Source organism: Paenibacillus sp. V4I3, assembly GCF_030817215.1.
Taxonomy (GTDB): Bacteria; Bacillota; Bacilli; order Paenibacillales; family NBRC-103111; genus Paenibacillus_E.
In genome coordinates, this window is the sequence record NZ_JAUSZA010000001.1 from 4,592,423 (window position 1) to 4,615,546 (window position 23,124).

28 protein-coding genes and 1 pseudogene are annotated in these 23,124 nt (G+C 42.3%); 22 read left to right on the forward strand and 7 right to left on the reverse strand.

All coding sequences use genetic code 11. From position 1 onward, the window contains the following. The first annotated feature begins 21 nt into the window (after positions 1-21). From QFZ77_RS21060 to msrA, 7 genes and pseudogenes are all read left to right on the forward strand, one after another. Positions 22-777 (forward strand): DUF2087 domain-containing protein, encoded by a 756-nt coding sequence (locus QFZ77_RS21060; protein ID WP_307442391.1) that lies wholly within the window; start codon positions 22-24, stop codon positions 775-777. 35 nt (positions 778-812) lie between these two features. Continuing rightward, complete coding sequence (locus QFZ77_RS21065) at positions 813-1,166, forward strand: GIY-YIG nuclease family protein (RefSeq protein WP_307442393.1); 354 nt, start codon at positions 813-815, stop codon at positions 1,164-1,166. A 245-nt stretch (positions 1,167-1,411) separates the two neighbouring features. Beyond that, positions 1,412-2,230, forward strand: coding sequence for a polysaccharide deacetylase family protein (locus QFZ77_RS21070; protein WP_307442395.1), 819 nt, complete (start codon positions 1,412-1,414; stop codon positions 2,228-2,230). 271 nt (positions 2,231-2,501) lie between these two features. Next, positions 2,502-2,744: pseudogene (locus tag QFZ77_RS21075) on the forward strand (IS1595 family transposase); the annotation flags it as partial. A gap of 100 nt (positions 2,745-2,844) precedes the next feature. Beyond that, positions 2,845-3,438, forward strand: a complete 594-nt coding sequence (locus tag QFZ77_RS21080; RefSeq protein WP_307442397.1) for a YdeI/OmpD-associated family protein — start codon at positions 2,845-2,847, stop codon at positions 3,436-3,438. Positions 3,439-4,064: 626 nt separating this feature from the next. Next, complete coding sequence (locus QFZ77_RS21085; RefSeq protein ID WP_307442398.1) at positions 4,065-4,997, forward strand: manganese-dependent inorganic pyrophosphatase; 933 nt, start codon at positions 4,065-4,067, stop codon at positions 4,995-4,997. A gap of 108 nt (positions 4,998-5,105) precedes the next feature. Continuing rightward, a complete protein-coding gene (gene msrA / locus QFZ77_RS21090) occupies positions 5,106-6,089 on the forward strand; it encodes a peptide-methionine (S)-S-oxide reductase MsrA (RefSeq protein WP_307442400.1) in 984 nt (327 codons plus the stop codon). Positions 6,090-6,158: 69 nt separating this feature from the next. Here msrA and QFZ77_RS21095 read toward each other — a convergent pair whose 3' ends face one another. Next, positions 6,159-6,380 carry a hypothetical protein gene (locus QFZ77_RS21095; RefSeq protein ID WP_307442402.1) on the reverse strand — a complete coding sequence of 74 codons (222 nt, stop codon included), beginning with the start codon at positions 6,378-6,380 and terminating at the stop codon, positions 6,159-6,161. A 76-nt stretch (positions 6,381-6,456) separates the two neighbouring features. Further along, complete coding sequence (locus QFZ77_RS21100) at positions 6,457-7,347, reverse strand: cation diffusion facilitator family transporter (protein ID WP_307442403.1); 891 nt, start codon at positions 7,345-7,347, stop codon at positions 6,457-6,459. Between the two features lie 236 nt (positions 7,348-7,583). Here QFZ77_RS21100 and QFZ77_RS21105 point away from each other — a divergent pair, with 236 nt between their 5' ends. The 3 genes from QFZ77_RS21105 to QFZ77_RS21115 all read left to right on the forward strand — a co-directional run bounded on the left by QFZ77_RS21105 (position 7,584) and on the right by QFZ77_RS21115 (position 9,690). Then, complete coding sequence (locus tag QFZ77_RS21105; protein ID WP_307442404.1) at positions 7,584-8,225, forward strand: serine/threonine-protein kinase; 642 nt, start codon at positions 7,584-7,586, stop codon at positions 8,223-8,225. Positions 8,226-8,256: 31 nt separating this feature from the next. Next, a complete protein-coding gene (locus tag QFZ77_RS21110; RefSeq protein ID WP_307442406.1) occupies positions 8,257-8,526 on the forward strand; it encodes an HPr family phosphocarrier protein in 270 nt (89 codons plus the stop codon). Positions 8,527-8,655: 129 nt separating this feature from the next. Then, positions 8,656-9,690, forward strand: a complete 1,035-nt coding sequence (locus tag QFZ77_RS21115; protein ID WP_307442408.1) for a Gfo/Idh/MocA family protein — start codon at positions 8,656-8,658, stop codon at positions 9,688-9,690. Between the two features lie 206 nt (positions 9,691-9,896). On the opposite strand, the gene QFZ77_RS21120 is transcribed toward QFZ77_RS21115, so the two are convergent. Further along, the gene (locus QFZ77_RS21120; RefSeq protein WP_307442410.1) at positions 9,897-10,793 is read right to left on the reverse strand and encodes a YitT family protein; all 897 of its coding nucleotides are present in this window, start codon (positions 10,791-10,793) and stop codon (positions 9,897-9,899) included. Further along, positions 10,768-11,211 (reverse strand): hypothetical protein, encoded by a 444-nt coding sequence (locus tag QFZ77_RS21125; RefSeq protein WP_307442412.1) that lies wholly within the window; start codon positions 11,209-11,211, stop codon positions 10,768-10,770. Before QFZ77_RS21125 ends, QFZ77_RS21120 begins: the two co-directional genes overlap by 26 nt. Before the next feature lie 236 nt (positions 11,212-11,447). Between QFZ77_RS21125 and QFZ77_RS21130 the strand changes: the two genes are divergently transcribed. The 6 genes from QFZ77_RS21130 (at position 11,448) to QFZ77_RS21155 (ending at position 16,707) form a co-directional block, all read left to right on the forward strand. Continuing rightward, entirely contained in the window at positions 11,448-12,143 is a 696-nt protein-coding gene (locus QFZ77_RS21130) for a class I SAM-dependent methyltransferase (RefSeq protein WP_307442414.1), read from the forward strand. A gap of 123 nt (positions 12,144-12,266) precedes the next feature. Next, on the forward strand, positions 12,267-14,192 hold the full coding sequence (locus QFZ77_RS21135; protein ID WP_307442415.1) for a DUF2334 domain-containing protein: 1,926 nt from the start codon (positions 12,267-12,269) through the stop codon (positions 14,190-14,192). A gap of 22 nt (positions 14,193-14,214) precedes the next feature. Beyond that, complete coding sequence (locus QFZ77_RS21140) at positions 14,215-14,646, forward strand: NUDIX domain-containing protein (RefSeq protein WP_307442416.1); 432 nt, start codon at positions 14,215-14,217, stop codon at positions 14,644-14,646. 4 nt (positions 14,647-14,650) lie between these two features. After that, positions 14,651-15,178: a GNAT family N-acetyltransferase gene (locus QFZ77_RS21145; RefSeq protein ID WP_307442417.1), complete on the forward strand. Its 528-nt coding sequence runs from the start codon at positions 14,651-14,653 to the stop codon at positions 15,176-15,178. A 104-nt stretch (positions 15,179-15,282) separates the two neighbouring features. After that, positions 15,283-16,359: a YheC/YheD family endospore coat-associated protein gene (locus QFZ77_RS21150; protein WP_307442418.1), complete on the forward strand. Its 1,077-nt coding sequence runs from the start codon at positions 15,283-15,285 to the stop codon at positions 16,357-16,359. 156 nt (positions 16,360-16,515) lie between these two features. Next, positions 16,516-16,707: a hypothetical protein gene (locus QFZ77_RS21155; protein ID WP_307442420.1), complete on the forward strand. Its 192-nt coding sequence runs from the start codon at positions 16,516-16,518 to the stop codon at positions 16,705-16,707. 31 nt (positions 16,708-16,738) lie between these two features. On the opposite strand, the gene QFZ77_RS21160 is transcribed toward QFZ77_RS21155, so the two are convergent. After that, on the reverse strand, positions 16,739-17,407 hold the full coding sequence (locus QFZ77_RS21160; protein WP_307442422.1) for a phosphatase PAP2 family protein: 669 nt from the start codon (positions 17,405-17,407) through the stop codon (positions 16,739-16,741). Positions 17,408-17,549: 142 nt separating this feature from the next. Here QFZ77_RS21160 and QFZ77_RS21165 point away from each other — a divergent pair, with 142 nt between their 5' ends. After that, positions 17,550-18,062 (forward strand): DUF6886 family protein, encoded by a 513-nt coding sequence (locus tag QFZ77_RS21165; protein ID WP_307442424.1) that lies wholly within the window; start codon positions 17,550-17,552, stop codon positions 18,060-18,062. Between the two features lie 17 nt (positions 18,063-18,079). On the opposite strand, the gene QFZ77_RS21170 is transcribed toward QFZ77_RS21165, so the two are convergent. Beyond that, the gene (locus tag QFZ77_RS21170) at positions 18,080-18,379 is read right to left on the reverse strand and encodes a hypothetical protein (protein WP_307442425.1); all 300 of its coding nucleotides are present in this window, start codon (positions 18,377-18,379) and stop codon (positions 18,080-18,082) included. A 295-nt stretch (positions 18,380-18,674) separates the two neighbouring features. On the opposite strand from QFZ77_RS21170, the gene QFZ77_RS21175 reads away from it, so the two are divergent. The 5 genes from QFZ77_RS21175 (at position 18,675) to QFZ77_RS21195 (ending at position 22,709) form a co-directional block, all read left to right on the forward strand. Further along, positions 18,675-18,983, forward strand: coding sequence for a hypothetical protein (locus QFZ77_RS21175; protein WP_029198301.1), 309 nt, complete (start codon positions 18,675-18,677; stop codon positions 18,981-18,983). Positions 18,984-18,998: 15 nt separating this feature from the next. Further along, on the forward strand, positions 18,999-19,472 hold the full coding sequence (locus QFZ77_RS21180) for a hypothetical protein (RefSeq protein WP_307442429.1): 474 nt from the start codon (positions 18,999-19,001) through the stop codon (positions 19,470-19,472). 660 nt (positions 19,473-20,132) lie between these two features. Next, complete coding sequence (hisA, locus tag QFZ77_RS21185) at positions 20,133-20,894, forward strand: phosphoribosylformimino-5-aminoimidazole carboxamide ribotide isomerase (RefSeq protein ID WP_307442432.1); 762 nt, start codon at positions 20,133-20,135, stop codon at positions 20,892-20,894. Between the two features lie 157 nt (positions 20,895-21,051). Continuing rightward, entirely contained in the window at positions 21,052-22,422 is a 1,371-nt protein-coding gene (locus QFZ77_RS21190) for a PDZ domain-containing protein (RefSeq protein WP_307442434.1), read from the forward strand. A 128-nt stretch (positions 22,423-22,550) separates the two neighbouring features. Beyond that, positions 22,551-22,709, forward strand: coding sequence for an aspartyl-phosphate phosphatase Spo0E family protein (locus QFZ77_RS21195; RefSeq protein WP_307442436.1), 159 nt, complete (start codon positions 22,551-22,553; stop codon positions 22,707-22,709). 66 nt (positions 22,710-22,775) lie between these two features. Here the strand turns inward: QFZ77_RS21195 and QFZ77_RS21200 are convergent, their stop codons facing one another. Beyond that, complete coding sequence (locus QFZ77_RS21200; protein ID WP_307442437.1) at positions 22,776-23,123, reverse strand: hypothetical protein; 348 nt, start codon at positions 23,121-23,123, stop codon at positions 22,776-22,778. Position 23,124: the final 1 nt, after the last annotated feature.

The following is a 23,124-nucleotide window of genomic DNA, read 5'->3' on the forward strand; positions in this document are numbered from 1 at the left end:
CTTTATTAGGAAGTGTTTACTTTGGAAATGTCAGAAATGTTCTGGAAAGCCTCACTCGATGAGTGGAAATGTGGCTATATACAGGAAGATGATGGTTACATTTGTTTGCTTTGCGGCAAGAGAACTGAAGCGGGAATTATTTATCCCCAGGATGGTGTCTTGTATGAGGCAGAGCGTTATCTGAAATGGCATATTCAGCATGCGCATGGTTCTGTCTTTCAATATTTCATCGGGTTGGATAAAAAGCTTACAGGTCTAACCGATCATCAGAATAGTTTGCTTCAGCTTTTCTATGAAGGAAAGAGCGATAGTGAAATCCAAAAGGAGTTGGATATTGGCAGTTCCTCAACCATACGGAATCATCGATTTGGATTGAAGGAGAAAGAGCGCCAAGCCAAGATTTTCGTGACGATGATGGAGCTGTTGAGAGAGAAGGACCAGCATGCGCCAGCTTTTGTAGAGATTCACAAAACGGCTAAGATGGTAGATGATCGCTACAATATTACGCAAGATGAGTACGAGAAGATCGTTAAGAAGTATTTCCCTAATGGAACGTCAGGCGAATTAGTCTCATTTTCACAGCAAGAAAAGCATAAAATCGTTGTGCTGCGTGAAATCGCTAAACGATTCGAACAGGATCGCTTTTATGGAGAAAAGGAAGTAAACGAGATTATCAAGCCAGTCTTTCACGATTATGTGAAAATACGCAGATATTTGATTGAATATGGCTTTCTCGATCGGCAACCAGACGGAAGTCAATATTGGCTGAAAGGATGAATATGAACAACATGAGTAAAAAGGAGATCAACGAGATGAATCGTAGACAAGAGCTGCAGCAGCAATATAAAGAAACGAAGAAGGAAGCCGGTGTATTTCAAGTCCGGAATACGATGAATGGCAAGATGTGGGTTATAAGCACGAAGAATTTAAAATCTATGAATGGAAAGCTAATGGAATTACAAATGGGCACGCATCGGAACCAGTTACTTCAGAAGGATTGGAACGAATTCGGTGGCGATGCCTTCGTGCTTGAGGTTCTAGAAGTGCTCAAAGTGAAGGAGACCGGTTACTTCGACGAAAACGATGCGCTGAAAAAGCTGGAAGAGAAGTGGCTTGAGGAGCTCCAGCCATTTGAGGATCGTGGTTATAATAAGCGGAAGGTGTAGGGCGTAAGGCATAGAGCGTAAGCATAAAGCGGGATTGTTTGGGACGGCTGAGATCCAGAGAAAGTCAATTATCATTTAGAGTAACTGACTGTAATAGTAGGAATATATACATACTAGCCGAAGGGGACGGAGAAGCTGAGTTGACATGTGCAGGGGTTATGCGATTCGATTTCGTGTTTAGTATGCGAGAGTTGTAAGAGAAGTAAGCGAAGTGTAGGAGAATACTTGAATGAGATGTGTGGACTATGAATGATATGTGGATTAATAAATATTTGCGAATTGTGCGAATGTACTCGCCTGTCTTCGTGCTCGCGGGGTTCATACTGGGATGCTTCGCGCCAGCAGCAACCCGAGCTTCCGCGTCCCGAGCCGCGGCGGATGAGCAGCAGCACGGGATCGCAATTCCCGTGCTAAACTACCACAGCATCGGGGTGGAGCCAGGGAACACGTACGTGCTCCACCCCGATAAGTTCGCGCGCCAAATGGATTATTTGGCCTCGCATCACTACACCGCGTTGACGCTGGGCGACTTCGCGCGCATCATCGAGAAGAAACAGCCGTCACCAGAGAGGCCGGTGCTGCTCACGTTCGATGACGGCTACGCGAACAATGCTGAGGTGGCGATGCCGATCCTCCAACGACATGGCTTTCCGGCGACGCTGTTCCTGTCGCCAGGATTCATTGGCCAGCCAGGCTACTTGAGCTGGCCACAAGTGCAAAAGCTGAGCGCGGCGGGGTGGGACATAGCGCCGCACGGCATGACACATCCGCATCTCCCGCGGCTCAGCATAGAACAGCAGCGCGAGGAGATCACGGAATCGCGCCGACGTATTGAGCAGGCGCTTGGGAAGAGCGCAAATGTTTTTGCTTATCCTTATGGCGAGTACAACGAAGATACGTTAAAAATCTTACAAGAAGAGGCATACAGCTATGCCTTCACAACGAAGGAGGGGTATGCATCATCGAACCAATCGCCATATGAACTAAGTCGAATTGTCGTTCATGGCGAAGATGATTTTGCTACTTGGGTTCAGAAGCTTTTATATTCGGGACGAAGGAAGTAATGTTATCCCCGTTGAGATCAATAAGTCTGCTAGTTGGTAAAGTGAGATTGTGAAAGTGAATTTTTAGAATGTTTCTTGTACACGGTTAGAAGGAGAATTAGGAAGCCAGTTTGGCAGCCTTTTCTTAAAATATTGATTACTGTATGGATTTGTAGGGACTGATGAAGCTTGCCGGCGACTTGGACAATAAGGGCAAACAAGAGCTTATTCTCTATTTGCAGTCACGAACCAAGGGTACGAAAGCTCCTATACGTGTGATTGATGAAATTCAAGAGTCAGGGGTATTTACCATATCCAGAATGCGAATAGCTACCATAGTCGACTGAAGAGATGGATGGACCGCTTTAATGGGGTTGCAACAAAATATTTGGAGCATTACCTGGCATGGTTTCGTTACCTTGATAGCAAGGAGTACGAAAACACAACGTCGAATTAAAAGAATATGTTAGTCTCTTCATGCCTGTTTTCTGTCAAGGATACGAATGTAACACTTCGAAGGATGGCTTACTGTTGAACTAAGTAAAGCCAAAAAGTGACAGAAAAGAATTGGAGAAATTGAGAATGATCATTCTTGACTGTTAGCTAATCGAAAAATTGAAGAGGGGTATTCCTTGATGACCAATAGTAGAATGAATCCTAAGGTTGATGAATTTTTAAGTAAAGCTAAAAAGTGGAAGGAAGAATATGAGAAGTTGAGAAATATCGTTCTTGACTGTGAGCTGACCGAAGAATTTAAGTGGATGCATCCTTGTTACACGTTTGAGAAAAAAAACATAGTTTTAATACATGGATTTAAAGAATATTGTGCGCTTCTGTTTCACAAAGGTGCCTTGTTACAGGATGCCCATGGGATTCTAATCCAACAAACGGAGAATGTACAGGCGGCGCGCCAGATTCGGTTCACCAATGTTCAAGAAATAGTTGAAATGGAAACCATCTTGAAAGCCTATATCCATGAAGCCATTGAAGTTGAAAAAGCCGGTTTGGAAGTGAATTTTAAGAAGAATACAGAATTCTTAATCCCTGAAGAACTTCAAAATAAATTCGATGAAATCCCTAACTTGAAAACTGCTTTTGAAGAATTGACCCCGGGACGGCAAAGAGCATACATTCTTTATTTTTCTGAACCCAAACAATCCAAAACTCGAGAGTCAAGGGTTGAAAAATGTATGCAGCAAATTCGCAATGGAAAGGGATTAAATGATTAGTATATTCGATGAGAAAATAAATTAATCAAACTTTAAGATATTACCTCACTTTGCGTTCATTCGAACTCCTTTTTGGATCGCAGGTAACACTCAATCAAATAATTTAAAAATGGAAAAACAAAAAAGTGATCCGTAGAGTATAAGCAAACTACCGTGTAAGAGGCTTACGCATTACCAAAATATTTGAGGTGATGTTGTACATCGTACAACAATTATCGTGGGTTTCTTCTCAGACGGCTATCAATGTTGTATGCAGTACAACAAATAAGCCTTATTTCCTTCTATAGAGTTACTTTTGGGAGAAAAGGTTGTATTTTATGCAACAATCGCGTAGATAACGCGGATTTGCTTGCCTATTGTTGTAAAAAATACAACAACTTGAAGATCAAAGTAAACGTTAGCAATTTGACTTACTAAGCATATCAAACTTAACAAATCCACGCATCCCAAAACACAGCATATGCCGTTTACCCTGGATCAACAAGTCTAACTAGACAAATTTCAGTCCATTTTTTAATTCACACTAAAGCTTTTGGTTTAGTAGTGGATTTACCGAGATTTTTTAGTATAATCGTAAATAGAGATTATAAGCTCTTACTACACTATTTCGGTTAAGGAGTCGTACAATGTCAAAAACACTAATTTTCGGACATAAAAATCCGGACACTGATTCAATCACATCAGCAATTGCTTATGCTGCACTGAAAACGAAATTAGGCCAAGAGGTTGAGGCTGTTCGTCTAGGCAGTGTGAATGGTGAAACACAATATGCCTTGGATACTTTTAAAGTTGCAGCACCTCGTCAAGTTGAGACTGTAGCGAATGAAGCAGCTAATGTCATCTTGGTAGATCATGTTGAGCGTCAACAAAGTGCTGCAGACATCGATCAAGTACGTGTTGTGGAAGTAATTGACCACCATCGTATTGCTAACTTCGAGACTAGCCACCCGCTTTACTACCGCGCAGAGCCAGTTGGTTGCACAGCAACCATCCTAAATAAATTGTATAAAGAAAACGGAGTTTCCATCGACAAAGACATCGCAGGTTTGATGCTTTCAGCTATCATTTCGGATTCCTTGTTGTTCAAATCCCCGACTTGCACGGAGCAAGATGTTGCCGCTGCTCGTGAACTTGCAGCAATTGCTGGCGTTGACGCTGAGACTTATGGTCTGGAAATGTTGAAAGCCGGAGCAGATCTAAGTGATAAAACAGTTGCACAATTGATTTCCTTGGACGCAAAAGAATTCCAAATGGGCAGCTACAAAGCCGAAATCGCACAAGTGAATGCGGTTGATGTTAATGATGTTCTTTCCCAGCAAGCTGAGATTGAAACCGCGCTTAATGCCATCATCGCTGAGAAAAACCTGGACTTGTTCTTGTTTGTTGTGACAGACATTCTTAACAATGATTCCGTCGGTCTTGCTCTTGGACGTAAAGCAGACGCTGTGGAGAAAGCTTACAATGTTACGCTTGTAGACAACAAAGCGCTGCTCAAAGGCGTTGTTTCACGTAAATCTCAAATCGTACCTGTTCTTACGGATATCTTTAACAACCTGTAAGATTCAGCTTTATTACGAAGACACCGTTCTGGATGAACGGTGTCTTTTGGTTGTTTGGTCATCTTTTGGTATGATAGAAGGGATACGAAAGGAAGAGGTGATGATGAAATGGTTGATAACGTTCAGCAAGGCAATTATGAAAAGGCAACTTTTGCTGGTGGATGTTTCTGGTGCATGGTGACACCATTCGAGGAACTGCCAGGTATTATATCCGTTGTGTCAGGTTATATTGGCGGTCACACAAGTAATCCGACTTACAAAGAAGTATGCTCGGAAACAACAGGTCATGCAGAAGCTGTTCAAATTACATTTGACCCCGAACTATATCCTTATGATAGATTACTTGATACATTTTGGCGTCAAATTGATCCCACTGATGCAGGAGGTCAGTTCCATGACCGCGGATCGTCTTACCGGACTGGCATTTTTGCCCATAGCGACCAGCAGAAGGAGAAGGCCGAAGCTTCCAAGCAAGCCCTTCAGGATAGCGGCCGATTTGATCGTCCTATTGTAACAGAAATCGTTCGAATTGATGCTGAAGCTTTTTATCCTGGGGAAGACTATCATCAGGACTATCATCACAAAAATCCACAGCATTACAAAGCCTACCGCAAAGGATCAGGACGTGATTCCTATATTGAGAAGCATTGGAACACAGCCAAGGATAAAGCGGAACGTAAGCAAAAATTAACACCAATTCAATTTGAAGTAACGCAAAATAATGGGACAGAGCGTCCATTTGAGAATGAGTTCTGGGACTCTCATGAGAAGGGTCTGTATGTGGATATCGTTTCCGGCGAGCCATTATTCAGCTCTTACGACAAATTTGATTCGAGCTGTGGCTGGCCTAGCTTCACGAAACCGGTATTTGAAGGTAGTGTGAAAGAGAAAACGGATACTAGTCATCTCATGGTACGTACAGAGGTGCGAAGCCATGAGGCCGATTCCCACTTAGGCCATGTTTTTAATGATGGTCCAGGACCTAATGGTCTTAGATATTGCATTAATTCAGCTGCACTTCGGTTTATTCCGTTAGGAGATCTGGAGAAGGAAGGCTATGGCGCTTATCTTCGTTTTTTTGAGGAGAAGTAAGACCTTTCAGCTATGCTCTACAAAAAAGACGCTAATCAGGATGAAGATCCTGGCTAGCGTCTTTTTAATTCACGTGGATGTACGGTTGACTACATAGATAATTAGCGCAAGCACTCCAAGGGCAATAGCAATTACATAGAAGAACGTAAGTCGAGACCAATTACCTTTGGTTTTGTTGTCATATTCGGGATTGCCGTCTTTATTTGTTCGGGAGTGACCAATGATCACTGTAAATAAGACTGCCGCTATTAAAATGACAGAAAAGATTAAATAATAAGCATTGCTTGACATTACAGCACCGCTTTCTGTTATTTTCATGTTGTTGAGCCCATTATAAACTTATTTTTGTTAAATGAAAAATTGAGACTTATTCTTGGTACCATGGGTTCAAATGTATAAGCACTTCAACAACATCGCTATGTTGTTTCATGATGGATTTCTTGATAGCACGGGAGATATCATGACCTTGTTGAATCGTCAGCTCACCGTGAATCGCAACCCTGGCATCCACTAAAATGTAATGACCGTGCTCTCTTGCGCGAATACGATCAATTCTTTTCACCTGTGGAACCGCTTGTATTAACAGCGTATACTGGTGCAGCTTTTGTTGATCCACTGTTTTCTCCATCAGGACATCAAAGGCTTCCTTGCCCATTTCCACAGCTAATTTCAAAACCAATAATGAAACGATAATTCCCGCCGCTGCATCTCCGTAGGATAACCAGAGTATGTTATAAGTTTTACCAACAAAGGCCAATCCAATTCCAATAACTGCCGCCAGTGAGGCGTAGACATCGGCCAAGTGATCCTTGGCTGTTGCAATTAGCCCCTTACTGTTCGTTCTGCTGCCAATCCGCATCGTATATACATAGAGGACGTATTTCCAAACCATAGACACAGCTGCTGCAATAAAGGCAATTAAGCTAGGTGTTAGAGGATCGTGGAAAAATGCGGCTGTCGAATGATAAGCAATATAAATAGCAGCTAACGCAAGGATAAAAGCTACAAATCCAGAACCTAACACCTCTGCTTTGCCATGGCCATAGGGATGGTCTTCATCGGCTGGAAGTTTGGAAATTTGCATTGCACTAAGTGCAGCGATCGTGGCGATAATATCACCTGCGTTATGAACCCCATCAGCTAATAAAACCTCACTATGAAACAGCAAACCAATGACGATTTTCATGATGGTGAGAATGATATTGCTGATTAAGGATAGCCATATCGCCCAAAATGATGATTTGTTGTCGTTGTTCATCAATGATGACCTCCTCCAGAAGTGTTTCCCCAAGGAAAAAAAATCCCTTGACCAAGGGTCAAGGGATTAGCTTCATTTTTGTATGGGAATCTAGCAAATTATTATAGGGCATGTTCAACACTTCACTTTACACAAATATCTTTGTATAATACCACACATAGCAGCAATTAACAAACCACTTTTCCTTCGCCTATTCGTAGGTAAAGAAAAGATGGAAGGGGAGCAGAAATAGATCTATGTTAAAGCCTTGGTTGATTGAAATTGAACACCAATTGCTCCCGAGTCTGGAGCTTTACAGTAAACAACCTTACGATCCTATTGTTGTACACTATATACCTAAGCCATGGAAGCTAGTTGGTTCTGGTAATTATGCAGCCGTACTTGCGCATCCGAATTACCCTGAGGTCGTTGTTAAAGTATATGCGCCAGGCAGACCGGGAATTGGGGAGGAAAAGGAAGTATACAGACGTCTAGGGAAACATCCCGCATTTTCAGAATGCTTGCATGCGGGGGATAATTATTTGGTATTGCGCCGTTTGACTGGAGTTACTTTATACAAATGCTTACATCGAGGGCTTCCGATTCCACGACAAGTCATTATAGACATAGATGAAGCACTCGCTTACGCAGTTAGCAGGGGCTTAAATCCTCATGACGTACATGGGAAAAATGTGATGATGAAAGATGGCAGAGGATTAGTAGTCGACGTGTCTGACTTTATGAAAAGTGAATATTGTCCCATGTGGGACGATCTCAAAAATGCGTATGATCGTTTCTATTATCCGTGGGTGCGTAAAATGCCCATTCCCGACTTTGCTTTGAATGTTGTTCGGAGAAGCTATCGCAAATGGAAGAAATACCGCAGAAAGAGCAATTAAACCGAAATTTATAGAAAAGGAAGGTTTGTTTATGAGAGTACATGAATTTGAGATCCTTTCAGATCTACAACGAGGCGATCTATCGGCCATCTCTGCAAAGTCTTCTCATTTTATTTCGGACATTACGATAGACTTTGAGCTTGATCATAAGCACCACATTGTGGATGTAAAAAGCCTACTGGGCATGCTTCTAGTCCCGATCAAAGCTGGAACATCACTTCGTTTGCTCACAAAAGGCAAAGATGAGGAAGAGGCCATGCACTTTATGTTTGATTTATTTGAGCCATACCGAGGAGATTAATTACTGGGCACAATATTTGACCCTATTCTCACAAGATTGGATAGAGAATGTCCCTAAGAAAAGGGATAAAATAAAGCGTAACAAGGTAGCTATACGCAATTTAGGAATGATATTGGAGGAATGTGCGAGATGAGTAAGTATCACATCGTGGTCGTTGGTTGCGGCAGCATGGCGAATGTATGGGTTGAGTATATGTTAAAACGTGAGGATAGCGACATTGTCGCGCTTGTTGATATTAAGACGGAATTCGCACAAGCAATGGCCGACCGCCATGGTCTTACCTGCGGCGTCTACACCAATCTGGAGCAAGCTATTCAGGAAAGCGGTGCTAATCTGGTGCTGGACATCACGATTCCGTCCAGTCATTTCCAGGTGTGCGGTACAGCACTCAGGCAGGGATGTGACGTCTTCGGTGAGAAGCCGATGGCCGCCACGATGGCGGAAGCGCGGGAGCTAGTGCAGCTGGCGGAGCGGACGGGAAGATCCTTCTCCGTCATGCAGAACCGTCGCTACGACGCGAACATCCGCGCACTGCGGGAGATTATTAACGCGGGCACGATCGGCCGCGTTGGTTATGTCGGCGCCGATTTCTTTTTGGGGCCGCATTTTGGGGGCTTTCGCGAAGCGATGGAAAGCCCGCTCATTCTAGACATGGCGATCCATTCTTTCGATCAGGCTCGGTTTATTACTGGGGCAGACCCCGTTTCGGTGTACTGCCAGGAATTCAACCCGCCTGGCTCGTGGTACGCCGGGAATGCCTCTGCGATCTGCATCTATGAGCTGTCAGACGGCTCTGTGTTCTGTTACCGCGGCTCCTGGTGCGCGGAAGGGGCGCCGACCTCTTGGGAGGCGGCTTGGCGTGTGACTGGCGAGCAGGGCACTGCTCTGTGGGACGGAAGCGGCGCACCATACGCCGAGATCGTCGCCGCCGGCGACCAAGCCGGCAAGTTCATCCGCGACTACACGAGAGTGGACGCGGATGTGAACTGGCCCGGCAGCAGCGGCCACGCCGGCAGTCTGGACGAGATGTTCGCGGCGCTGGAAGAAGGCCGCCGCGCGGAGACGGACTGCCGCGACAACATCAAGAGCATGGCGATGGTGCTTGGTGCCCTCGATAGTGCAAAGCTTGGCCAGAAGGTTGATCTGAGGAACTACTGGAACTAAGGACGCTTGTGTGCTGTTCCCGCAAGTTGACAGAGGAACTTGTTGATTATAAAAATCAACCTTAAGAGGCCCGAGCCGGCAGGATTCTCTTTAATGCATTTCATAAAGAATCGCCCAACTCGGCGAATTCTAAATCCCTATCGTGCAAAAAATCAAAGAAGAGGTTAAACAGAATGTCCTGTTTAACCTCTTCTTGCTATTTCCCTTTAATGAATATCTTTCTTTTTAAATCTTCCGCCTTTTACATCATGGATATTGCCTATGGCAAGGAAAGCTTTAGGATCCAATTCGTCCAAGATGGACTTTAGCTTGGCTTCTTCCAGTCGGGTGATGACGCTGAAGATCACTTTCTTGTCATCTCCTGTAAATGCGCCTTCACCCATAAGGTAGGTTACGCCGCGCCCAAGTCGGGATGTTATAGTTTCGCCAATTTTGTCGGATTCATCACTGATAATCCAGACAGCTTTGGATTGATCGAGGCCTTCGATGGTGATATCAATCATTTTGAAGGCAATGTAATACGCAATGAGCGAGTACATCGCATGATCCCAACCGAAGACAAAGCCTGCGCTGGCGAGAATAAAGAAGTTGAAAAACATAACGATTTCGCCGACCGAGAATGGCGATTTTTTACTAAATACAATGGCTACAATTTCTGTTCCATCGAGCGAACCGCCTGAGCGAATTACTAATCCTACACCGATACCAAGTATGATTCCACCGAAAACTGCGGCTAGCAAAGGATCGATGGTAATCGCTTGTACCGGATGCAGTAGAGAGGTTCCTACGGACATAAGGACAACAGAGAACAAGGTAGAAATGGCAAATGTTTTGCCGATTTGTTTGTAACCTAAAAGTAAGAAGGGTAAATTCAAAATAACGAGAAATACGCCTAATGGGATTTTTGTTAAATGAGAGACGATGATTGAAATCCCTACAACGCCGCCATCAATAATATTGTTGGGGACTAAGAAAATTTCCAAACCAATAGAAAATAAGGCAGATCCAACGAGCATGAAAAAAATTCTACGTATAAATTTAATGCGGGTTATTTTTTGATGTTGGGAGCGTGCGTGTTCAGCTCCAGCCGATAAGTTTGACATGAAGGATTCCTCTTTTCCACATTTCATTCAGTTGGGTTCTAATGAAAAATGAAGGAATGAGGCCCGTGTAACCCGATGTGAATTTGAGAAAAGCTAATAAGATACCTTTTAATATCTCCCATATTTTGGATAATATAAAAATGATAAAAACAACAAATACAGTCATCTCATATTGTTTATCATAATCTTCGTGTCTTTGAATCTTGTCTTCATGGGCTTGTATTGTTTCTTTGGTAGGCGGTTGATCTTGAACGGTTAAGACATGGGTCGTATTGGATAGAACGAGTATATCAGTATCGGTAGAATAGTGATGTGAAATTGGCGGTGTCAAAGGAAATACGAACAACCCAAGAATGATCCAGACCAAAATCGTCCATTGCCATTTATGTTTAAAATGAGGCAGGAGCAATTCCTCCAATCATGATTTGCAACCAAATTTGCTTGAATTGTAGCACTTCAGTTCCACTGAGTCAAACCTGAAAGCGGTATCTTTTTTATTTTCAAATCATGAACAGCGTGATAAGATTGGTGTGTATTTGTGAAGTCACTCTTGTAAGCGTATTCAATATACACGCCTTCACCAACTCCTTCAAACGCTTGACCTTAACCTAAGGTTAAGGTTTATTCTTAGAAAAACTTGAAGGAGGAATAAGCATGTCTCGAGACAATAACATTTATCAAGATAACACAGAAACATACGACCTATTAATTAGTAAGCAACCAAATTTAGCAAAGGTGATTCATGAGATAAGGCCTTACGAGCATTTGGATGTGGTGGACTTAGGGGCAGGAACGGGAAGGCTTTCCATGTTTCTGGCCGCAGATGCCAATTCACTTTGGTGCTTGGATAGTTCCAAAGCCATGCTGAGTGTGTTAGAAAAAAAGTTAACGACATTATCTAGTAAAACTAACTGGCGAACGATTATTTCCGACCATAGAGCACTGCCAATTGAGGACGCTAGCAAGGATCTCGTCGTAGCAGGGTGGAGCTTATGTTATCTAGCTAGCTCGAATAATGAGGGTTGGGAGTATAATTTGAAACAAATGATGTCTGAAATTAGACGGATTCTTAGACCAGACGGAACGGTGATTATTCTGGAGACTTTGGGAACGGGGTTTGTGGAACCGACGAGATATGATTATTTGGCTCCCTATTATCAGTTATTAGAAACCGAATATGGGTTTGAACACACCTCACTAGCCACCGATTATAAGTTCAAAGATGTGAATGAGGCTGCGCAGTTAACCTCGTATTTCTTTGGAGAGGATTTCGGAAATCAAGTAAGGGCAAATAATTGGCATGTGGTACCTGAGTATGCTGGTATTTGGTATAAGCACTTCAATTATTAGCACCAAAAATTATCGTAATAACTTATAGTAGACAATTTTCCATGGATATAGTCCAATAGACCTATAGTGTTTGTGAAACGATTGGTTTAGAAAAATGATCCAGCATCCTTGGGGGGAGTTTGCATGTTGAGGATCTTATTACAGAAAAACAATTGGATGCGGTATGTGATAGCAGGCATCGTTTCTTTATGTTTATACATCGGTTTAACTCACATCATCACCGTTGAAGGAGCCGACAATAATCCGCGATTCATGATGCTTCGGTTAGAGGACATAGGTCCTGGTGGCTATTATAGTACACCTGAAGGGCTCGGAAAGCTAAGAGCCGTCTTTGACTATTTGCATCAGCAGCATGTTCACTACAGTATGGCGGTCGTCCCGCGTTGGATCAATATAAGTCAAGACGGTACACGTTATGATCGTGCTATCGATCAATTGGATAACGAGTATATTCAAGCTTTTGATCGAGTTCTACGCGACGCTGTGGAGCATGGCGGATCTATCGGCATGCATGGCTATACCCATCAGGTGGGAGATGTTTTTCGTGAGGATGGACATCAAGCCTCGGGTATAGGCAACGAATTTAATGTCTTAGATAAACCTGAAACTGCGACTACTGCTTTTGCGGAACAGCGTGTTCAAGAAGGTTACCGCCGTTTTCGCCTTGCTAATTTATCGCCTCATTTCTGGGAAGCGCCGCATTATCATACAACGCCAGAACAGGATAAGGTGTTTCGTTCTTATTTTGGCCTCTTTTATCAACCAGATGTTACGATCGATTCCAACCCACCTGCAGCTCAATATAGGAATACTCAAAATAAGGGCTTTGGCAATACGTCGTTTGGTAATGTATTCGTTCCGACAACACTTTCTTATATACCTAGTGGGAAAGATGAGAAGTTTATTCTTAATCAAATGGGGAAAACAGAGCGAATTAACTCTTTTTTCTATCATCCTTTTTTGGAGTTCAGCCATCTGGTGCCGGTCGTGGATGATTGGGGTGAACAGATGATGAAAGACGGTTTACCGCAATATCAATACGCTGGTGAAAATAAAAGTGTGTTACAAAGGCTCGTCACACAAATTCACTTGAAGGGTTATCCGTTCTATTCCATACATGATTACGTTCCCTTTACACCATCTGTGAGTCTGAAGGTTGGAAACACGAAATCTACGCTCGTACAAATTGGCAACGTAACAGGCAGGAATCAAAATGACATTGTGACATGGGATAAGAAGACCTCCAATTTGTCGGTTATTCAAGCTCAGTACAAAGGATTACGCAATGAAAACCAACCTGCACCACAGGTTTGGGCGTCCTTACCGTATGCAGATGGCTCATCATTTACACTTAATGGGATGAATGATCGGAATAAAAAGGGTCTTTGGGTCGTTCGACCTTCCGGCAAGCTTGAGAGCTACTCTTCAAATGGGACTACGTTCGCGCAACAACAAATTTGGACGATTCCGGCTAAACGTTGGTACGATTTGTATGAATTGCGTCAGCCCAATGGGGACTGTATCCTTACTGGTCAATCGCAAGATCGAAGTCAACTTCTAGGTGTCTATATGCATGGAGGAAAAGTTAAAGAAATTAAGCCCTACACGTTCAGGTCAACTTCTTCAAGGGATCTACTTGTGAGAAATTTACGAAATGAGGACAGCCAGCGCTTGTTTTTATTTAAAGAGAATACCTCCCAAGGCGTGGAATTTGAATTGGATACAGCGAGCATGCAATGGAAGCTTAATAAGGTATCACTTAACATTCCCGATGAGCTCGGCGGCGTCCGATTCGGTGATTTTAACGGGGATGGGAAGGAAGATATTTTGCGCTCTGACAACAAAAATTTTACGAACCGTGTGTATCTACAGACAACGGAGAATGAATACAAGCTGCTCTCGGTTTTTGGACCTTGGGGCCGAACGAATGGACGCTTAACCGTTGCTGATTTCGATGGAAACGGGAAAGTTGATATCGCGATGTTACCGAATGATGATGGCCAATTGGATGTTGCTTTGTCCTATCAGAGTCTGAATGTTAATGAATAAGAAGCAATCAAGGGGGATCATTTTGAGAACGCCTATTTTATATGGCTCCGTACACGTATTGTTTTATCGGAACGAAAAGGTTTTATTATTGAAGAGGCAAAATACCGGGTTTCAAGACGGCAATTGGAGCGTTGTTGCAGGCAGGATGGATGGCGATGAAGAAGTTATCGCAGCTGCAATAAGAGAAGCGGAAGAAGAAGCTGGGGTTGTCATCAAGCCTACAGATATTGAAATCATAGGTGTTATGCATCGCAAAAATACATCGTCGGAATGGGTGGACTTCTTTCTAAGCGTACATAGCTGGCAAGGTGAGATTACGAATAAAGAGCCAGAAAAGTGCGAGCAATTGAAGTGGTTTCATTTGAAGGAGCTACCTGACAATATGGTTAACTATATTAGGGTTGCCTTAGAGAAGAAACAACCGGGACTCTGGTTTGAGAGTATAGGATGGTGAATATATGAGTAGAGCTAAGATCGACATTAGAAATATTCGGGTAGAAGAAGCGAAGGACTATTGGGCGCTGCGGCTTGAGGCACTGCAAAAACATCCTGATGCATTCGGCGCTGCTTATGAAGAATCGGTCTTGCTGCCAATGGAAGAAGTGGAGAAACGAATTGGTCAGGACAGCAGCAATTATATATTGGGTGCTTTTACAACAGAAGGTCAGATTATTGGGACAGTTGGATTTAAAAGAGAGCAAAGTCTAAAGCTGAAACATAAGGCCTTCATTTGGGGAGTATACGTATCAGAGAACTACCGCGGGCAAGGGATTGCGAAACAATTAATGGTTGAAGTGATCCGTAGAGGGGAACAACTAGAAGGTTTGAAGCAAGTGACCCTTTGTGTGGTAACCACGAACGGAGCAGCTATTGAGCTCTACCGCAAATTAGGCTTTGAGACGTATGGTGTTGAACGAAATGCTTTGGAATATGAGGGTCAGGGCTATGATGAGGAAATGATGGTTTACATGTATAAGGAGCAATAGTTTAAAATGTAATAATGATTATGCAACCAGGGGAGCTGCCATTGTGCGGCTCTTTTTTGCAGCGATTTGGACCAGGAGAACTCTGACTGCATACAGTGTAAAAGATGATCCTATTAAACGAAGGTGATGACGTGCGCAGTGTGGTTGGAATTCTTCTAGATCGAAGAACTTATTTAGGCATTCACAGGCAGCAGACCGGATATGAGCGAATCGATCTTTACAATAAAGCAGCTGAAAATCTAGGGATGACGCCTTTCTACATGTGCCTTCAGCATATTAGTGAGAAGTCTGTTCTAGGTTTATGCTATGAAAATAAAAAGTATCGACTTATTAGGGTGCCTATTCCTAAAGTCACTCATAACCGTGCGATGACGCTGACGCCGTATTTACAAAAGCAATTAATGCTCCTTTCCAAATCAAGTATTGTATTCAATGGGCAAAATCGCCATGATAAACTTCGTATTCACAAGTTACTAATGACAAATAAATCAATTCGAGAGTATCTTCCTGAATCTATGGCTTACTCACGAGAACAACTGGTAGACGCTATGGAAAGATATACATCTCTTTACGTAAAACCAACGAATAGCAGCATTGGTAAAGGGGTGATTAAAGTCACTCAGAAGGAAAACGAGGATTGGCAGCTTTGCTGGAGTAATACCGAACCGAAAATGCTAAGTGAAAAGAAAGCTCAAACTTTTATCGATGAAAAGGTTGGAACACAAAGCTATCTCATTCAACAGGCGATTGCATTAGCAACGTATCATGGTCGACCGTATGATCTTAGGATTTCTGCCCAGCGCGGGGATAAAGGGAAGTGGCAGATAACGGGTATTGCAGGCAAAGTTGCTGCATCAGGTAGACATGTTACGAATCTAGCTAAAGGCGGAGAAGCTAGGCGTTGTGAAGAATTGTTTCGGGCTAGCGGCTTTGATCCTTACCGCATGAAGGCTGCTGTTGAGCAAGTTTCACTGATGATAGTTGAAAACCTGAGTGAGCGAATCCCAACCATAGCAGATGTCGGATTGGATGTTGGCGTTGACGATGATGGGCGAATTAAGCTTATTGAAGTGAATGGAAGAGATCAAAGATATGAATTCAAGCAATTAAAAATGCATCAGACTTTTAATAATACGTATGAGACACCATTACAATATGCTAAGTTTCTATTAAACCGATGAAGTTTCAATAAATTTAGCCCTATCTTTTGTAGGGCTATTACATAGGAAATAGAAGAAATGGGGATTAACCTTACTATAATTGGCTTATTCAACTAGGACACAAACAGCGCGATACGAATAAACTTTAGTATGGCGTTGTAAAGGTGGAATTCGAAGGTGAAAAGACGTGTGTTAATTATCAGAATGAATTTATTGCCCTGGTACAATGAATTGGATGATTATATTGATATCCATCATTCAGACTTTCCAGGGCTTGTCCGTGAACAAATCGCAGCAATTGGCGAGTATACGATTGTCTTCATAAGTCGATTTGAAACGAGATTGAGGAAAATTAGCGAGAATACTTAGCAAATTTTCCTCCACGACTGATGGCGTACGGTTAGGAGGTTTTTTGCTTAAGTGTCTTGGTGTAAGCTCGATATTCTTTGTACCATTGAAAAAGCCATACCCCTAATGTGAAATAGACCCCGCTTGCCAAGTATCCGCCAATGACATCACTAGGGTAATGAACCCCCAGATAAATCCGACTTATCCCAATAAGGATGATCATAACGACACAGAGTATAATGATGATACTTCTTCCGATTCTCGTAGAGAGATGCCGCCAAAGTAGAAAAGCAAGAGACGCGTAAAGTGCGAAGGCTTCCATGGAATGTCCGCTTGGAAAGCTGTAGCCAGTTTCTTGTATAAGTCTATGCAGATCGGGTCTTTGACGAACAAAACATAATTTGAGCAGAACATTAATAATGGCAGTACCAGCAACTATGATGATAAAGAAAATGAGCTCAAAGCGATGATGTAAAACAAAATAAAGAAAAAGCATGGCAGAGAGGGCAAGTACGACCACTATCGGGGTTGAACCTATGAAAGTGAATACTTTCATAAGTAAGGTGAGTCCAGGCGATTCCATACCTTGAATGAGGGTAATCACATTATGATCGAATTGCGCGATCTGTTGGCCCTGAACGAAGGTAGCAACTAAAGAGAAGCATATAAGTGAAAGGATGCAAAGAATGAGGACGAACGTAATCTTAAGTTTTGGGATCATGGCTGGTACTCCATATTTACAATTTTTTTGTGTTTACAAATATTTAGTATAGCATAAGGTTTATTTATGTATACGAGACTTAATGTTAGATAAAGGTATTTCATCATGCTTCTAGAATTATGGATCATGAAGAGGTGATCCGATGGAATTATATCATTTTAGCCATGAGCCCGATATTGAGGTATTCATCCCGAGAGTAAAGGCAAATCGTACAGATATGCCTCCGGTTGTATGGGCAATAGACCCTGAGCATGCCTTTACTTTTTACGTTCCACGGAATTGTCCGCGCATTGTTTACAAGAGGTCTGAATCGATGAGTGAAGAGGATGAGCGACTATTTTTTGGAGTAAGTTTCTCTGACACGGTCATGGTGATGGAGAACGATTGGTATTCACAGGTCAGTCAGACAACCATATATCGGTATACATTTGCAAGGGAAGGCTTTGAACGGTTTGACGAAACCGCTGGTTACTTCATTTCTAAGCAAACGGTCAGACCATTAGACATGCTGCCCATTAGTCATTTATTAGATCAATTAATGGCATTAAATATTGAAGTGAGATTTACGCCGAGATTAACTAAACTCAGAGAAGCCATTCTTGCTTCAACGCTCTCAGATTTTGGCATTCATCGATTTGAACATGCGCAGCGGTAAAGGTAGTTTTTACGTTTTTAGAGTTTGAATCTCTCTATCTGGTCCCACTTATTCTCGAGTTCTAATATTCGCTTTTGCATGGGGCCAAAGAGGTCGTAGTGGGGATAGGAAGGGCTAAAGTGAATATATTGCGGGTTGAGTCCATGTGACACACACCAGTTGGTTAACCGATCCAAATCAGAACAGCCCACCTTCGTGACGGTTCGAATGCCAACAAAGCGTTTATCCAGCCAGTAATGAGTCAAAAAGGCAATCTCGCCGCGGCTTACGGCAGCCTTCCATCGTTGAAGTTCTTCTCTTTTTATGCCAAAGGCCATTGGGATTCCATCCTTTTTGCTTAGAATTCATAAAAGTGTGTTATAATTATACAATATAAGACAAGAAGAGGCAGGGAATGACCTGCTTCTTTTTATTTTAAAAAATGAATTTGGCTTTTGTATTGCTTCATACCCATAAAAACAAGTAAAATAGAAGAGAAGCATTTTTTGATCGATGTAGTGCCAACGATGCCAACAAGGGATTGGATCCTTTTCAATGAGGAAGAACCAGACGGTCAGCATGTTTTTACCCACAAGAAAATAAACGGTTTAAAGGAAAAGGGGACATTTAAAAGTGAACGTTCATTTAAATTTTACGAACAAGGGAAAACTGGTTATTGAAAATTTTAACAATGAGGAATTAATTGAAATTTTCAGCCGATACATCAACACGTTAACGAAGAAATACGCGGTAGATGTTAAGGTCCTTGCAGAAGCTAATCAGAACATTGTCGAAGACGGTTCATTCAAAGTTATCCTTTCCAATGTACAGTGTGATGTCGAAACTTTTTTCAAAGAACTCGGAAGAGACATTAAAGTGCCTTTGAAAAAAAGATCAGATGGAAAATTGGAGAACGTGTTTAAAATCCAGGTTATTGAGTAAATTACGGAGGCTTGTATGCTTAGTTTAGAAGAAAAATTAGCTATCGTGGAATCTTTTCCCGAGTTAGAGCGGAAAAATGTATCACTTGGACGGATCAATTTTCATTATGAAGATAGTGCTTATGATAAGAAGACCGTTGTTTATCACCTGCACCCAAACGGAAATGGATTTGTTTACGCCGAATATATCAAAGGATATGCTACGGACAACAAAGGGTTAATCAATATCCGTGATTTCAGCGCGGAAGAGCTGCGAGACATTATCGAGAAGTCGATTCATTCTTTAACAGGTAAGACATCCAAGAAGCTTCCCAAGATGGATACAGAACAACAAGAAGAGCACTGGATAGATGAAGACGGCCATGTCTTGGTCGTAACTTTTGTTGAAGATTTATGGTATATCTATGCAGGCAGCAATCTAGACTGTGCCTTTGAAACCTATGAAGAGGTTCAAGAGTATCTGGCAGAAGAAGGATTCACCAAAAAGTAAATCTTATTGGTATAAATCAAGAAAACCTCATCTACGGATGGGGTTTTCTTTCATTAGGAATGCTGTTAAATAAGAAGCGGCTGCTAAAAGTGTACCGAATGCAAGGTAAATCATCGGATGACAATAGAAAGGAAGTTCTTCACAAGCTAAATCATATGCGTTCTGTAAGAAAAAGTCATGACTGAGTGATGTAAGATTCGCAAAAATTCCAATCATATAAATAATAACAAATTTATCAATGAATAAAATGAAAAGTAGGGAGAACCAAGCAAAGATTAAGTTCGAGTAAGACTGTTTCCGAACCCAACTGCCTATCGAAAAATAAGGTATTACGGAAAAGAGAAAGCCATAGTATAAGCCTGACTTCGTGATAGATCTGTCATAAGGAACACTTGAAAAAATAGGGTAGGATAGGGCTGCGAACGCAAAAGTTAACCCGTACCAGCTAATAAACAAGACAATTAGTTTCAAGGAGTGCGGTGGAAAATTCTTGTAGGTTTTATCGGATAGGTTCATTTGATCAGCTCCAAATCGAATTGGAATTATTAACCACATAACGATAACATAGAGGTGACATTGTGGGCAACATTAGAGGGCTATTTGTGCTATAATTGATGGAAAATTGATCTAGCAGCAATTGATTCTAGTGGGGGTATTTTCGTGAAATTTAGACCTTGTATCGATTTACACAACGGTAAAGTTAAACAAATCGTAGGTGAGACATTAAGTACGGAGGGAAAGGAAATCATAGAAAATTTTGTTTCCTCTTTTGACTCTACCTATTATGCCACGATGTTCAAAAGGGATCATCTACTTGGAGGACATGTCATCATGCTCGGTGACGGGAATAGGGATGAAGCCGTGAACGCGCTGCGTGAGTATCCCGGCGGTTTACAAATTGGCGGTGGTATTCATGCGGAGAATGCTAGCTACTATCTTGAGCAAGGTGCCTCACACGTCGTTGTGACCTCCTATATTTTCCGCGATGGGCAGCTGAATATGGACAATCTCAAACAAATCGTAGCTGAGGTAGGGAAAAACAATTTGGTCATAGATCTCAGTTGTAAAGAGAAGGATGGCAAATGGTTCGTAGCTACAAACCAATGGAAGCAATTGAGTAACTTTGAATTGAATAAAGAAAATATTCGATTTCTGGAACAATATTGTGATGAGTTTCTGATTCACGCTGTTGATGTAGAGGGCAAACAAAACGGTATTCAGCAAAGCCTGGTCAGTACATTGGCAGAATGGGTTGTAATTCCTACTACCTATGCAGGAGGAGCAAGATCCTTCGCGGATATTGAGCTCTTCAAAGAATTATCCAGTGGAAAGCTTGATATCACCATTGGTAGTGCCTTAGACATTTTCGGTGGCAAGCTTTCTTATGATGAAGTCGTGAAATATATGAACGAGTTAACTTAGTTAAAAGCAGCAGATACCTTATGATTAGGGTGTCTGCTATTTTTAATTAGATGATCGACTCCAATTGTTGTTAGTCAGATTAAACGTTATTATTAAAGTTGTACGTTCAATGAATGGAGTAAATTTACAATTCGGTGAAATAGGGGATGTTTGAGGGATGGCACGCTGGCAAAGACTTTACTACTTGGGTATGGTTTTAGCCCTGATATTAGCTGTAACAGGGGAATTAATTTGGCTGCCAGATCCCTTGCGATTGGGTACAAGGATTTATTGGATAGATGCGATTGATCTGCTGATCTATGCTCTTGCCTTGATTCCTATAATTTGGATGGCTGGAGCACTCTGGCATATGTTCTCGCAAAGAAGTGTCTGGGTTCGCGTTCGTTGTATCGCAATAATCGTAGCTTCCTTGGCGAGTGTAATTATCCTGCTCACGATTCCGAAAAAGGTTGAAATTTCGGTGAGTACTTTTCTTATAATTTGGTTACTAGTATTTATAGATTTATTTTTCCATGAACGGATGCGTCGCAAGATCCCTGGTCAAAGTATAACTTTGTTTGGTTCCACTTTGTTACTATTGCTTGTGATGTTCTGGCCGACGAATTCCATGGTCACTTACCCAGGATTGACCTTAAACATGAATCGTTACGCACAGGCAAATGGGGGAAATGTTCATGGAGAAATTTCGGGTGTGCTTGTCTTTGAGCGGCCAGCATTCCCAATCGATTGGCTATACGCGAAGCTTTTTGCCAAGTATTCATTTGAACCGAAGAATCTCGGTATGTCTTTGGGAGAGTACAACCAAGAAGTACGTACGATGAAGGAGGATGCGAACGCCGCGGGTAGTGCAATTGCTTATCAGAAAGTAGGTAAGGGTAAAGGGATCACCTCGCACGGTGTTCGTATAACGGCTATTCTGAAAGATAGCCCTAGCAATGGTATCTTGCAGCTAAGCGATGTAATCGTGGAAGTAAATGGTTATAGCGTTACAACGGTTCAAGAGCTGACAGCCCGCATGAAATTGTCCAAGCCGGGGGATCAGGTGAAGGTGTTGGTGCTGCGCGGCGGACAGCAAGTTAGTCTTTCGGTTAAGACACGAGCAAATCCGGACGATCCGAGTCGTGCTGCCTTCGGCATTCAAGTTGCGAATGAGGTGCAATATGATATTCCAGAGCCGGTGAAATATCATAACTATTTACTGCATGAGGGAGGACCCTCACATGGGGCGGTGCTGGCACTAACATTGATTGATCAGCTTACACCTTGCGGTGTTACTTATGGCAATCGCGTTGCAGGGACGGGAACCATGGAGCCCGATGGTTCGATCGGTCCTGTTGGAGGCTTAGAGCAGAAAGCCTATAGCGTCAGCAGAACGGATGCCGATGTATTCTTTGTTCCCTCTTTAAATGAGTCAGAAGCAAGACGAGGAGCACCCAGGCTTCTTATTGTACCCGTGCAAACGATTGACGATATGCTGAACTGGTTGCGTTCAAATCCTAAGCAAAAAAGTCAGTCAACTTGCTCTTAGCCAAAAAAGCGCTTGTTGTCTTTTTGACAACAGCGCTTTTTTGTAGTATATGTTTCAAAACTCATATTTCCTTAACAATATTTGTATAAAATATATAAATAATAGACTATTGATTGGAGGTCATGCATATGGACCCGTTAATTGAAATAGAGAAGAAATTAGAAGCTAAAAGAGATGAGCTTAACCATGCGGGAAACATGTACGAGCTGCGGTCCGAGTTCATATTGCGATTATCTGGTGAGTTGGACGAATTATTAAATACTTATCAAATACTGGTAGCTTGTTAGTCTCGAGACGCTTCATAGATCTTTCGTGCAATAAGTTTAGGCTCGAATTGTGCTGTTGACATATGATCACCGTGTGCTTGAATAAATCGATATAATCCCAGCCGGTTTTGACATATGCGGATGCCAGCCGAAATCTGGACTGCCAAGTGGTATAACCGTATCTTCCATCAGATGGACATAGCTTTTGGGTACTTGCAGGCTGTAAAATTTCTTCAAGTCAAGCTTTTCGAATAAGGGCTGGGCAGGTTCAGGTGTGACTTTTTTATAGAGTTGTTGAGCTTGCGTATAACTTGCTAGATTTGCAAAGGATTCTCTAAAAAAAGGAAACGGAAGCATCACTGTATTGTCCTTAGAGCTTTCTAAGAGCTGCTTAAACATCGCTTGCATAGGGGGAGGAAATTCATCGGCAAGCATT